Annotated in this window: 9 protein-coding genes and 3 pseudogenes; 4 read left to right on the top strand and 8 right to left on the bottom strand. The window is 53.6% G+C overall.

What is annotated here, in order from left to right; genetic code table 11:
• The first annotated feature begins 51 nt into the window (after nt 1–51).
• Complete coding sequence (locus G9Q73_RS12775) at nt 52–1,437, top strand: MFS transporter (RefSeq protein ID WP_246345246.1); 1,386 nt, start codon at nt 52–54, stop codon at nt 1,435–1,437.
• A gap of 118 nt (nt 1,438–1,555) precedes the next feature.
• A complete protein-coding gene (ssb, locus tag G9Q73_RS12770; protein ID WP_177420120.1) occupies nt 1,556–2,026 on the top strand; it encodes a single-stranded DNA-binding protein in 471 nt (156 codons plus the stop codon).
• Nucleotides 2,027–2,200: 174 nt separating this feature from the next.
• Here ssb and G9Q73_RS12765 read toward each other — a convergent pair whose 3' ends face one another.
• The 7 genes and pseudogenes from G9Q73_RS12765 to G9Q73_RS12735 all read right to left on the bottom strand — a co-directional run bounded on the left by G9Q73_RS12765 (nt 2,201) and on the right by G9Q73_RS12735 (nt 11,337).
• Nucleotides 2,201–3,298: an LCIB family protein gene (locus G9Q73_RS12765; protein WP_246345245.1), complete on the bottom strand. Its 1,098-nt coding sequence runs from the start codon at nt 3,296–3,298 to the stop codon at nt 2,201–2,203.
• A 759-nt stretch (nt 3,299–4,057) separates the two neighbouring features.
• Entirely contained in the window at nt 4,058–4,357 is a 300-nt protein-coding gene (locus G9Q73_RS12760; RefSeq protein ID WP_177420119.1) for a sulfur globule family protein, read from the bottom strand.
• Between the two features lie 155 nt (nt 4,358–4,512).
• Entirely contained in the window at nt 4,513–5,712 is a 1,200-nt protein-coding gene (locus G9Q73_RS12755) for an NnrS family protein (RefSeq protein ID WP_177420118.1), read from the bottom strand.
• A gap of 210 nt (nt 5,713–5,922) precedes the next feature.
• Nucleotides 5,923–8,308 (bottom strand): annotated as a pseudogene (lon, locus tag G9Q73_RS12750) (endopeptidase La).
• Nucleotides 8,309–8,371: 63 nt separating this feature from the next.
• Entirely contained in the window at nt 8,372–9,160 is a 789-nt protein-coding gene (gene rsmA / locus G9Q73_RS12745) for a 16S rRNA (adenine(1518)-N(6)/adenine(1519)-N(6))-dimethyltransferase RsmA (protein ID WP_177420117.1), read from the bottom strand.
• 169 nt (nt 9,161–9,329) lie between these two features.
• Nucleotides 9,330–9,596: a hypothetical protein gene (locus G9Q73_RS12740; protein ID WP_177420116.1), complete on the bottom strand. Its 267-nt coding sequence runs from the start codon at nt 9,594–9,596 to the stop codon at nt 9,330–9,332.
• A 625-nt stretch (nt 9,597–10,221) separates the two neighbouring features.
• Nucleotides 10,222–11,337 carry a DEAD/DEAH box helicase family protein gene (locus G9Q73_RS12735; RefSeq protein WP_304956599.1) on the bottom strand — a complete coding sequence of 372 codons (1,116 nt, stop codon included), beginning with the start codon at nt 11,335–11,337 and terminating at the stop codon, nt 10,222–10,224.
• A 176-nt stretch (nt 11,338–11,513) separates the two neighbouring features.
• Between G9Q73_RS12735 and G9Q73_RS19695 the strand changes: the two are divergent.
• Both G9Q73_RS19695 and grxD read left to right on the top strand, forming a co-directional pair.
• A pseudogene (locus G9Q73_RS19695) lies at nt 11,514–11,645 on the top strand (JAB domain-containing protein); the annotation flags it as partial.
• A 197-nt stretch (nt 11,646–11,842) separates the two neighbouring features.
• Nucleotides 11,843–12,175, top strand: a complete 333-nt coding sequence (grxD, locus tag G9Q73_RS12725) for a Grx4 family monothiol glutaredoxin (RefSeq protein WP_177420115.1) — start codon at nt 11,843–11,845, stop codon at nt 12,173–12,175.
• A 35-nt stretch (nt 12,176–12,210) separates the two neighbouring features.
• Here the strand turns inward: grxD and rnt are convergent.
• Nucleotides 12,211–12,823: pseudogene (gene rnt / locus G9Q73_RS12720) on the bottom strand (ribonuclease T).
• Nucleotides 12,824–13,210: the final 387 nt, after the last annotated feature.

Here is a 13,210-nt window from a genome sequence, read left to right as displayed (position 1 = left end):
GAACCTGCTACTATACGCCCTCTTTTTAGCGAGTGGCAAAGTGGATCAGTTATGACGAAAGCAGGGGATGGTGCATCGGGCCTGAACCCGGTTGAACGGCGTGCAGCCTTTTCTCTGGCAGGAATATTTTCCCTGCGCATGCTGGGTCTGTTTTTGATTCTGCCGGTTTTTGCCCTCTACGCCGAAGGTTTGGCAGATGTGACACCGTTGCTGATCGGTGTGGCTATCGGTGTTTATGGTCTGACCCAGGCTGTTTTGCAGATTCCCTTCGGCATGCTTTCCGATCGCGTCGGGCGCAAACCTGTGATCATCGCCGGCCTGCTGATATTCGCGTTTGGCAGCGTGGTGGCTGCATCTGCCGATGATATTTGGGGCATCATTCTCGGACGCGCCCTGCAGGGTGGTGGGGCGATAGCTGCGGTTATCATGGCGCTGGCGGCTGATCTCAGTCGTGAGCAGCGGCGCCTGCGTATCATGGCGATCATCGGCATGAGTATAGGCTTCGCCTTTGCGGTATCCCTGGTGTTGGGACCCGTGCTCAATAGCTGGATCGGCGTCCCCGGTATCTTCTGGCTGACTGCAGGGCTTGCTCTGGGCGGGATTTTGGTGGTGTTGTTTGTGGTGCCGACACCGGCAAAGAGTGTTTTTCATCGCGATGCTGAGGCTGTGCCTGGGCAGTTTGGTAAGGTGTTGGCGGAGCCGGAACTGTTACGGCTCGACTTTGGTATCTTTGCCCTCCATATGATTCTTACCGCGCTGTTCCTGGCCTATCCGCTGGTCCTGCGCGATCTTGGGTTGGTCAGTGAGAGTCACTGGATAATCTATCTGCCGGTGATGTTGCTGGCCATGGGGGCGATGGTCCCCTTTATCATTGCCGCAGAGAGCAAGCAGCGGATGAAACCTGTATTCATCGGTGCCGTTGCGGCGCTGATGCTATCCTTGTTCGGACTCTATCTGTTCAAGAGCAGTCTGATTGGCATGGCAGTGGGACTACTGGTCTTCTTTACCGCGTTCAATCTGCTGGAGGCGACGCTGCCCTCTCTGATTGCCAAGATGGCACCGGGTGAGCGCAAAGGCACGGCGATGGGTGTCTACTCCAGTTCGCAGTTCCTCGGTGCTTTCGGTGGTGGCCTGCTGGGTGGTTTGGTGCATACCCGGTTCGGCATTGAAGGGGTCTTCCTCTTCTGTGGTGGGGTTGCCCTGCTCTGGCTATTGATTGCGCGGGGCATGAACGATCCGAAGCAGCTCAGTAACTTCCTCCTGCCGGTCGGCAGTATGGATCTACAACAGGCCAGTCTGCTCGAAGGAAAGCTGACCGAGGTTGACGGAGTGTCTCAGGCAGTTGTCATCGTCGAGGATGGTGTCGCCTATCTGAAAGTGGATTTGGCGTTATTTGATGAATCTGCGCTGGATCCCTATTGTGTCTCTGAGGCATAAATCAGTTATTCTAAACTCCCACCCGCTGCCTTTTTGCAGCAGGGGAGTTGAACCAATTAAATTTATACAGCGCTCCACAGGCAGGGAAGCTGCAAATCTTGGAGTCTAAGGAGGAAAGATGGCAAGAGGAATCAACAAAGTAATCCTGATCGGCAATCTGGGTAAAGACCCTGAGACCCGTTACATGCCGAGCGGTGGAGCGGTTACCAATGTCACAGTGGCAACGTCCGAAAGCTGGAAAGACAAGAACACAGGCCAGCAGCAGGAGAGAACCGAGTGGCATCGCGTAGTGGGCTTCAACCGCCTTGGCGAGATCATGGGCGAGTATCTGAAAAAGGGCTCCAAGGTCTATATCGAAGGTAGTCTGCGTACTCGTAAGTGGCAGGGGCAGGATGGTCAGGATCGCTATACCACAGAGATTGTGGCCAGTGAGATGCAGATGCTCGACAGTCGGGGCGGCGGCAGTGCCTCCTTCGATAACGCACCTGCGCCACAGCAGTCGGCCCCGTCGCAGCCGCAAGCATCCGCGCCCGCGCCCGCACCTGCGCCGATGCCTGATAATGATTTTGATGATGATATTCCGTTCTGACGGATGCCAGCGATATAAACTGTCATATGGCCCGCTTTTCGCGGGCTTTTGAAATTGGCGGCTTGTCCATCCGAAAAAGTAGATCTGTCCCGAATGGCAAACCTCTTGGGTAGGTTGGGTTAGGCCCTCTTTTGGGCCGTAACCCAACAATGTGCGCTGTCCTCTTTTTGTTTGCTAAAAGGGTAACCGTATCTCTTTTTCCTTCTCCATGATTTCGATTGCCATCTCCAGATCAATCTGATCCGGGTTCTCTGTTGACTGCGCCAGCAGTTGTTCATAGAGTTCAGTCTGTTCCCAGGTCTGATGATTTCCATGTTCGTCCTGGACGTAAGCGGCCCATGGAATGAACTTTGTAAGCGGGAACACCTGTCCTTCCTGTGGTGAGATATCTACATTCAGCCCCGATATGAATAAGATCTTTTTATTACTGTATGCGGGTTCTTGAAGGATGGTTCTAAAGGCCCGGTCAAACTCTACCTGAGTGTTTGCCTGAGCAGCCGTGAGTGCCGGCCATTGCGATGTAACAACATAGGGCATTACATCGATAAGATTTTTCTCCAGATGATCCCGGCCCTCATGATGATGGCTGATTTCACGTTTATAGAAGAAAAGGTCAGGATGCAGGCGGCGGCCGATAGGTTCAGCGCGATCCTGCTTCCACTCATAGTCTTCCAGATAATCAAGCAGAGCCGGCGAAGCAGAAAAAACCTTTGCGGTGCTTTTTGATATTTCCGGTATTGGATTGCCCTGAGCGTCCACCTTCACGATTCTATCTAACTTGAGCAGCAGGCCTTCGTTGCGTTCTGCATGCAGCAGGAGGTTGTCTACAATGACCTTGTTTTCACCGTTTTCCCTATAGAGAAAAATATTGTCCCGTGCGAACGCATATTCACGCTGATACCAATCCAGTGCGCCGCAGATCTTTCCGCAGTTGGAGGTCTCGCTCGTCTTCTCGGTCTGGAGTCTGCGATAGACCCCAAATCGTCCGTTTTCCGGGTCATAACCCACATGGCTGGCTTGAATGATAACCAGATCCTTGCCGTGATGTGCATGGGGGGCATGCCTGTCAGTGGCAACAATGCCACCCACCAGACCGTGATTAAATGGGAAGGAGCCGAAATGTTTTGCAATCAATATGATCGGATACCCCTGGCTCTCATCAGAGCAGAAGGCCCGGGAGGGCATGATCTTCCCCCGCTCGAACCCCAGTGATTTTGCCAAATTGTAAAAGCGAGGAATGAATCGGCTATAGCGCATCGACACCTCTGACATCTGATAGGCGCCTAAAAGACTTGAAATTAAGCCGGTGGTTCCGTACATGCTAGTACCCCAAATTAAATAATCATCAATTATCGTGAATGTCACAGTTCGTTGCAGGTGAGTTTTTTAACAACCCTGAAGTGGATTGCTTACAACCAAAGTCTGACCCCGACATTATATCGGAGATTATTGCCTCAAGACTCGCTCACATTGCCCCGCAGTTTGCTGCGCAGTGTTGCCGTTATTATTAACTTCCGCCAAAAAATGTGGGATCTATTCAGGAGCCTTGGCTGCAATCTCATACAGTAACAACGTACCCCTGTTCGGTATCTTGATCAAACCCTCCTTCGCTTCGGTGTGCTTGTATGGGTATCTTAAATATGGCTGTTTTTGAGGATGGAGCGGGCAAGCAGCGCTTAGCCTGTTCCTTTCTCTCCGTGAAAGAGCTGTATCGTGTAGGTGGGAGCTTTGGTGTGCTATTTCCAGTTGGCGCCGCATAATGGCGTGCTGGGTGAAAAAGGAGGGTCTAATACGGTAGTTTGAAGATTCGATGGGTGATTCTGGAGAAGGATTGCAGGCGTATGGCAGTCAGCTGGCCAGCATTCACTATGGATTCCTGGTATCCGGCCTGAGGAAGTTGTCGACTTGGATCTATTGCAGGGCAGTGGAAAATAGCGGCCCAAAACGCACACAGGCGGACAAAATGTCCGCCTGTGTGGATTGGCACAAATACTGTGCCTTCGCTAACTGTCAGCGATCACCAAAGGGTGATTACTTGGCAGGAGCGGCAGGTGCTACGGGAGCAGCAGGAGCGCCGTAAGGAGCGCCGTAACCGTAAGGAGCGCCGTAACCGTAGTTGTTATTGTAACGGTTGTTGCCGCGGCCATAGCCAGAACCACGAGCACTTCCGCTCATGCCGAAGCTGAAGTCACCAGAACCGTCGCCCCAGCCGTCACCGAAACCATTGTTGTCCCAACCACGATTACCCCAAGGACCGCCCCACCAGGCAGAAGCGGAAGCGGAAGCAACGATCAGAGCAGCAGCTGCTGCGGCTTTAACAATCTTAGACATTTTTTTAATCCTCATGGATGTTTGTTTGAAAACCTTTTGAAAGCGGTGCTGCTGCCTTCTGGTACAAAAGAATATTAGTAATTTATTAAATAGTCAACAGCAAAAATTACTATCGTGATGCCGTATGGATAGTATTCATCTATTTCGCTTGTCAGCTAACCCGGACGGCCATCTATACGAGGCTTCAAAAGTACCGGCAGGTAGAAGAGGGTGAAGAGCAGGAAACAGAGCACCCACAGCCCCCCTGAGAGCTGTATCCAGAGGCCGTATTGGTCCGGGACAAGATAGGGGGCGAAAACACGCAGCGCAACCGCAAGGTTGATTGCAATAAAGCTGAGTTCCACCAGTCTGGGGGGCTGTAGTGAACGACCCGTATGCCCCAACGCCACCCTGGCCATCATGCCCAGGGTCAATATCCCGACGGCGCCGGTGGTGAGCGCGTGTGTGGCAAGGTTCGCCGGGAACAGTTCCAGGCTGGCGAGCGAATTCAACAGGAAGCCCAGGGCAAACCAGGCAAGGCCAGTAAACAGCACCCAGAGAATCGGTACCTGCCAGATGCCGGGATGGTACCAATCGATGAGACGCCAGAGCTGTGAAAATGCGACGGCGAGCGCCAGGATGCCGAGCAGCCAGGGGTTGGGGAAAAGCAGCTCGCTGAGTGTCCAGAGGATGATGGCGCCGAACGCCAGGCGCTCACGGTTGCGATTGAATCGGGGTTGAGAGCCGGTTACGGCTTTCTCTGTGAAGAAGGGGAGCACGCGTCCGCTGACCAGGATCAGCAGCAGCAGTATCGTGTTCAGCATCAGGTCATTGCCCTGGATTGCTGTGTCAAAGAGATGAAGTGACTGGGCGTGTACCAACAGATTAGCCAGAGCCATGACGCTGATCATTGGCAGAAAGACACGGTTGATCTTGTTTTGCGCCCGCATCAAGGGGTCGTAGAGCGCCAAGGCAAAGAGCGGCAAGAACAGGAGATCACTAATCGCAATCACGGGATCGGGAAGAATGGGGATGAAGGGCGCCAGCCGTCCGGCAAGCCAGACCAGGGCGAGGGCGGCAAGGGGTTTGCCGATTAGCGTGTCGATACCGGTCCAGTTGCGTACAGCGGTCAGCAGAAAGCCTGCGATGACTGCAGTGGTATAGCCGAACAGCATCTCATGGCTGTGCCAGCCGATCATCCCATAGTATTCGGGGGCCGGAATGTGGCCGGACCAGATTCCGAGCCAAGTGCCAAGGATGAGCACGGCGCCAAGGCCGGCCAGGATAAAAAATGGTCGGAACCCGAGTGCAAATGGGGCGAGGCTGTTGCTATTGTCTGGTGTTGGCGGACGTTCGCCGAGTTGGATAACTGCCATGATGCCTGTCGATATTCAAAAGCCGAAGCATAAATGGCGCACTATAGGTTGACATTGACGATTATCAAGCGGCCATTAATGGGGTTTCTGATTTGTATGAATGTTCATCTGTTATGCGTGTAGGCCTGATCAAGCGTAGTGGATTCGGCACTATTGAATTAGCTGAACGGATGTGGTTGCCGGTTCCGCTGCGTTTGAATCCGCCTACATCTAGCCTCGAAAAAGCAGTGGCAACACATCCTCGAAACTGCAGACGAAATGGACCTTCAGCCCTTTGCGGATATGGTCGGGCACCTCTTCAAAGTCGCTGCGGTTATCATCCGGCAGTATAAGCTCGCGGATGCCGGCCCGCCGGGCGGCGATCAACTTTTCCCGGATGCCGCCAATGGGGAAAACCTGGCCGGTAAGGGTGAGTTCTCCGGTCATGGCGAGATGCCGCACCTGTTTGTCGAGGGCCAGAGAGAGCAGGGCGGATGCCATGGTGATGCCGGCGGAGGGGCCGTCTTTAGGCGTGGCGCCAGCCGGCACGTGCAAGTGGATGAAGGCTCTTTTAAAAAAACCGAGATCGGCGCCGAAGGCCTCTGCGTGGCTGAGGATATAACCGTAGGCGATCTCTGCGGACTCCTGCATGACGTCGCCTAACTGGCCGGTCAGCTTAAAGCCCCGATTGAAGGTGTGGGTGCGCACAGCTTCGATATTAAGGGTGGCGCCACCCATGGCGGTCCAGGCCAGTCCGGTTACCAGGCCCGGGCCGCTCATGTTGCGTTCATCACGGAAAACCGGACCACCGAGATAATCCTTCAAAGCCTCAGGTGGCACATCGATGGGGGTTTCAGCACCGCCAAGGATCTTGACCACAGATTTGCGCACGATCTTGCCGATCTGTTTTTCCAGCCGGCGTACGCCGGGGTCTCGTGCATATCCTTCGATAATGGCACGAAGACTTGGACTGTTAAGTTTGATGTCGCGGCGTTTAAGTCCGGCTTTATTGAGCTGGCGCGGAAGTAAGTATTTACGTGCAATCTGCAGTTTCTCGCTGGCGATGTATCCGGAGAGATGGATCATCTCCATACGGTCGAGCAGTGGTGCGGGAATCGTATCCAACTGATTGGCGGTGCAGATGAAAAGCACCTTGGAGAGGTCGAATCGCAGGTCGAGATAGTGGTCGAGAAAGTCGCTGTTCTGCTCCGGATCGAGTACCTCCAGCAGCGCGGATGCGGGATCGCCGTGGTAAGAAGTGCCGATCTTGTCGATCTCATCGAGCATGATCACCGGGTTTTCGGTGCCCACCTCTTTCATCGTCTGAATGAATTTACCCGGCATGGCGCCGATATAGGTGCGGCGGTGCCCTTTGATTTCCGCCTCGTCACGGATGCCGCCGACGGAGAAGCGGAAAAACTCGCGCCCAAGCGCCTCCGCGATGGAGTGCCCGATGGAGGTCTTGCCCACGCCGGGCGGACCCACCAGCAGAATGATGGAACCTGCAATCTGTCCCTTCATGATGCCGACGGCGAGGAATTCGAGGATGCGCTCTTTGACGTCATCCAGCCCATAGTGGTCTTTGTCCAGAGCCTTGCGGGCAAATTCCAGGTCGAGCTTGTCTTCTGAATCGACGCCCCAAGGGAGCAGAGTGATCCAGTCGAGATAGTTGCGGGTGACGGAATACTCTGGAGAGCCGGTTTCCAGCATGGCGAGTTTTTCCATCTCCTCGTCGACGCGATTCTGCGCCTGATCGGTCAGGGTCAGACCGTTGAGACGTTCGCGGAACTTATCCAGTTCCGCAGTACGGTCATCTTTTTCGATACCGAGTTCCTGCTGTATCGCCTTCAACTGTTCACGCAGGAAAAACTCACGCTGCTGGCCATCCATCTTCTCTTCCACGCTTTTGCGGATCGATGCCTGTGCCTTGGCCAGTTCCAGCTCCTTGTGCAGTAGTTCCAGCACCTTCTCCATGCGCGGCAGCAGTTCGAGGGTTTCAAGCACAGCCTGCAACTGAACCTTGTCAGAGGTGGTCAGGCTGGCGGCAAAGTCGGTCAGGTGCGAGGGATCCTCAGGTCCAAAGCGGTCGAGAAACATGCGCAGCTCTTCCGCATAGAGCGGATTGAGTGGCAATAGCTCTTTGATGGTGTTGATCACCGCAATGGCATAGGCCTTGATCTCATCAGCCTGCTTGCGGCTGGGTTCGGGCAGATATTCGATTTGGGCGGTGAATGGCGGTGTGTCACCGATCATCCGCACGATGCGGAATCGTTGCAGACACTCGACAAGGACTTGCAGGCGGTCGTCCGACTGCTGAACCCGGTGTACCCGGCAGACAGTGCCGATCTTCATGAATTCGTTGGGTTGTGCGGATTCGGCTGACTTGGAGTGGGGTGAGCACCACGCCAAGCATCTTCTGATCGGTATCACCCACCGCTTCCATCGTGCTGACCCAACTCTGCGATTCCATCAGCAGGGGAACGACCTGGCCGGGAAAGAAAGGCCGGGCGGTGACAGGCAGTAGATGAATGATGCCGGGCATGGCCTCGTTTGAGCGGGTTAGAGGATTATTACTCGCAGGTTCGTCCTTATCCGGATGTTTTCCTTCCTCACTCATGTCCGTTTGCCTCAATTTATTTTTTCTGCAGTGTCACGTTCCTGGAGTATCAATATATAGGGACTAGTCCAGGGCTTTGCAAGCCAGGTTTGTCAGTTCCGCAAAGGCCGCCAGTGGTAACTGTTCTGGACGGATGGTGGGATCGATGCCCGCGCTCTGTATGATCTCTGGCGTGACGATTTTTGAGAGGCTGTTGCGCAGGGTCTTGCGGCGCTGGGAGAATGCCTGGGTCACAAGCTGTGCAAACAGTGTTTCATCATCGATCTGCACCGGCGGCTTTGTGTGAGGAATCAGGCGTACAAAAGCAGAGTCGACCTTTGGCGGCGGATTGAAGGCGCCGGGGCCGATGTGAAACAGTCGGGTGATTTCGCATTTCGCCTGCAGCATGATCGACAGCCTGCCGTAGGTTTTAGATCCAGGTCCGGCGGCCATGCGCTCCACCACCTCTTTCTGCAGCATGAAGTGCATGTCCTTGATGCAATCGGCATATTGCAACAGGTGGAAAAGGATAGGCGTTGAGATATTGTAGGGTAGGTTGCCGACTACCCGTAGCGGGCGATCTGGTTGGGCCAGTGTCCCAAAGTCAAACTTCAGGGCATCTGCGTTGTGGATCCTGATTTTACCAACCGGGCCGCAACGACGTGCCAGCGGTTCGATCAGATCCCGATCCAACTCCACTACCTGCATCTTCTTAAGGATCAGCAGCAGCTCCAGGGTGATCGCGCCCTGACCAGGTCCGATCTCCACCAGATTGTCGCCTTTTCTGGGATCGACTGCGCGCACGATCCGGTGGATGACTGAGGTGTCGTGAAGGAAGTTTTGGCCGAACCTTTTCCTTGCCTTATGAATCAAAGGGTTACCCTGCTGTAGTTCTGATTATTCAACGAGTTATATCTGTGCATTTCGGAATTATCCGCGCAAACAACCTAATTTAGAAACATATAGGGTGCTATATGAAGTCGTATCGGTAATCGCGACGGTTAGAAATAATGAAGAGGAATTAATTGTTTGCTGAATGATATCACTGACCGCTCAATGTGATGGTCTTCTCACCTCCATCCTCGAGGATGCGAATCACCCGATCCCTCCACATCTCCCGAAACTGCTGCCGGGTGGATGGTTCTGCCTGGCCTTGAAGAATTTGTTGCAGCAAGGGGAGCATGTCGGGGTTGGGTGGGATGCTGGCCGGGTCATAAGAGACGCTGACGGAGTCACCGCTATCTATACGAGTGAAGATAAAGCTGCCAGTGGACTCGGCGGTGAAATCCATCAACCCCTGACAGAGCATATTGGTCTCAAGTCATAAGAAACCATTGCGCCCGGCGGCACCGGTCAATAAGTGAATACCTGGCTGATGGGGCCATTCACCCTGTTCTTTAAGCGCCGGCGATAGTGACACGGATCGCTCCACGCTGGCAGGGTCTCCTCTACCGCACGGTACCTCAAAGGGCATGGATTGCCATCGAGGCCCACCCGCTACCGTAGGACAGGCGTGACCGGAGGTTTCACCACATCTGTCAGGGTGTAGTGAGAAATGACCGTCACCGGCACCAAAATAAGATCGGCCAGAGGATCGTGAGTGTGATGGTGGGTGTCACGCTAAGGGAATTTTATGATATGTAGCGCTGCTGATTGTAGATGAGGAGTTGTGAATGATACTGAAGTTTGGGGTCAGAGTAACAACTCCAAGAACAGTTGTTACTCTGACCTCAAACTGCACTCATCGAAGACGCCGGACTACACCTTCAAACAAATCCTGTTTATCATGGATGGATTTGGTCATGTGGTCGCATCGAAATGCTAGGACTCTCGCTGTGTGTTTCAGGTCAGGATGAAGCAGTATCCACAGACCTAAATTATGTGCCGGGTCTGGATCGTTAAAACAGAGCAATACGTAACTGATGCCAGCGCTTTTAACGATCGTAGTTGCTGACCACGTTCTGTTTGAAAAAGCCGTAGGTGCGGTTATCCGGTGTGGCAGTCAGGCCAATCAGGTAGGCATCGAAGTGGTCCAGTACCTGTTGCCACAGGTTGTAGATGGAGCGGTGACACTCATCGATGAAGATGAAGTCAAAGAACTCAATCGGCACCTTGGGGTTATAGGCGACGGGTACGGGCTCTTTCGGCCTGGTGAGCTGTTCTGCCGGATTCAGTTCTTCCAGGACTTCATCCAGCTCTTCGCCTTTCAATATCGAGTACATGCGCTGAATGGTGCTGATACAGACCTGGGTATCCTTGGGGACATTAGAACTCTTTAGTCGCTGTACCGCATAGAGTTCGGTGAACTTTCGGTTGTCGTCACTGGGCGTGAAGGAGAGCATCTCCTGCTCGGCCTGTTCGCCCAGGTTTTTGGTATCCACCAGAAACAGAATGCGCTTGCCCTTGGCGTGCTTGAGAATCCGGTACATGGCGGTGATGGCGGTATAGGTCTTGCCGGCACCGGTGGCCATCTGTATCAGGGCTCTGGGCAAATCCCGCTTGAAGGAGTCTTCCAGATTGGTGATGGCTGTTTCCTGACAGTCACGCAGTCCAAGCTCCTTGGCTGGCAGCTTGGATGGATTAAGCAGTGGTATCTGGTTTAGACGGGTTCTGAGGCTGTCGCCCTGTTCCAGCCACTCTTTTAGTGTTTCAGGTCGATGGAAGGTGAAGACTTCTCTGGAACGGGGTTTGGGATCTCTGCCATCAGTGAATCGGGTGATGATGCCGGTGCTCTCATAGAGAAACGGCAGTGGCTCATTATTGGTGACCCATTTGAGCTTGGCGCTGGCGTAGCCTTCGGTCTGGTCTTCTACGGTGGTGATGTTTTCGCCTTTGCTTTTGCGCTTGGCCTCGATGACACCGACCGCTTTCTTGTCTACGAACAGCACATAATCTGCTGGGCCGGTATCGGTTGGAAATTCCCGAACGGCCTGTCCCTGACCTTGAGTCAAATCAATCTTCTTTTTATCCTGGACGCTCCAGCCTGACGCCTTGAGCAAGTCGTCAATATTGTCTCGTGCTATTTGTTCCGGGCTTTGATTTGGGGCCATCTTCCTATCGCCAGTACCTTTCCCTGCTCTACCTGTTTTTATTGTTACTTCCATTCCCTTATTAGTAGATTAACCATGAATAGTAACACTTTCCAGAAGACTATTGGCTATGTAGCTGAAAACAATCCACTTGTTCAATGCGGTGATGATTTGTATCAGACCTCTGTCCCTGTGACGATGGAGCCAGCGTTCACCCCAGAGAAGTGGTGATGCGCTGTCTTCTTCATAACTCAGCAGCCGTAATCTTTGCCCATAACCATCCCAGTGGATTACCGGAACCCAGTAAAGCTGATGAAGTCATTACCCAGGACTGAAAGACGCACTGGCATTGTCTGTTGAATTGAGTCACGTCCAGTACGCTTTGTCCATAATAAAAGCCTGCCTAAATCCAGGTTTTCTCCCGGCCTCTGGAAGGTTAGTATTCTCTTATACAATCAATGCTTGAATTATCCAGGGGAGCCCCCCATCTAGCATTGATCAACTGAACATTCGAAGAGGTAGTCAGATGGACGTTTTGGATCGTATCCGTGAGCAAGTGGAAGGCAATCCGGTGGTGCTCTACATGAAAGGCACGCCCCAGTTTCCCATGTGTGGATTCTCCTCTCGTGCGGCTGCCGCCCTGCAGGATTGCGCAGTTCCCTTCTCTTTCGTGAATGTGTTGTCGGATCCCGAGATTTTTGAAAATCTGCCCCGCTATGCGGATTGGCCCACCTTTCCCCAGCTCTATATTGATGGAGAACTGATTGGCGGTTGCGATATCACCCTGGAACTGCACGCCAACGGCGAACTGCAGACGATGGTCAAAGAGGCGGCGGAGAAGGCAGGGGGCGCTGAATAGTCAGCCCGCTGTGGGTTGTCAGGACTGGCTCGGATCTACTGCTCTGGTTTGCCCTCCAGTATTGCACCGTCCCAGGGGTTGGGTGAGTGGGTCGTCTGCCAGCGGTTGACGATCCTGCAGAACAGCTCCGCTGTCTGCTCCGTATCATAGATTGCCGAGTGGGCTGCGTCGCTGTCCCACTCCATGCCAGCGCACTTGGCGGCCCGGGCCAACACGGTCTGGCCATAGGCCAGTCCCGCCAGGGATACGGTGTCGAAGGTGCTGAAGGGATGGAACGGATTGCGTTTTATCTTGTTGCGTTCCACTGCGGCGTTGAGAAACCCCAGATCGAAAAAGGCGTTGTGTCCCACCAGAATGGCGCGCTTGCAGCCGCTCTCTTTGACCGCTTTGCGGATCGGGGAGAAAACCTTCCTCAGCGCTTCATCTTCCGGCAGGGCCAGCCGGAAAGGATGATGTGGGTCGATGCCGTTAAAGTCGAGCGCTTTTTGGTCGATATTCAACCCAGGAAAAGGTTCCACATGGCAGGCATGGGTCTCTCCGAGGTGTAACAATCCCTGGGCGTCCATCCAGACGATAGTGGCGGCAATCTCCAGTAATGCGTCGCGTTTAGCGTCGGCCACCAGTTTTCACGTCCACCACCACTGGCAGATAGCCGCGAAGCGATGGGCGATGAGTGGATTGTGGCTTGTCTCGTTCATGCGCAAAAGGACAAGAAAAGCGGCAGGGTTTACGAATCTGAATGTTGGGTTTGTCGTATTCCAGATCATTGGTATGTTATTGTTTCGGGATCGGGGATCCCAGGCTTATGGCTGTGGAAATGATAAGCAGGAGTTTGTGATCGGGTTTCTGCTCCCGCTTATTTTGTTGGGACTGTCGGCATGCGCCAGCGGTGCGGAGGAACGAGTATGCCGTTGATCCGCTGAAGGGATGAACCGTTCCTCTCAATCGATTCAACACAGACTTCGATAACACCACCATTGCAAAACCGGTGGCCAAAGGATATCAGCAATACGTAAAATCAACGTAGCACAACAA

Origin of the sequence: endosymbiont of Lamellibrachia barhami, assembly GCF_011947365.2 — a bacterium.
Lineage (GTDB): Bacteria > Pseudomonadota > Gammaproteobacteria > Chromatiales > Chromatiaceae > QGON01.
Note: the sequence above shows the minus strand (reverse complement) of the source record. Positions and strands in the feature narration are given on the sequence as shown.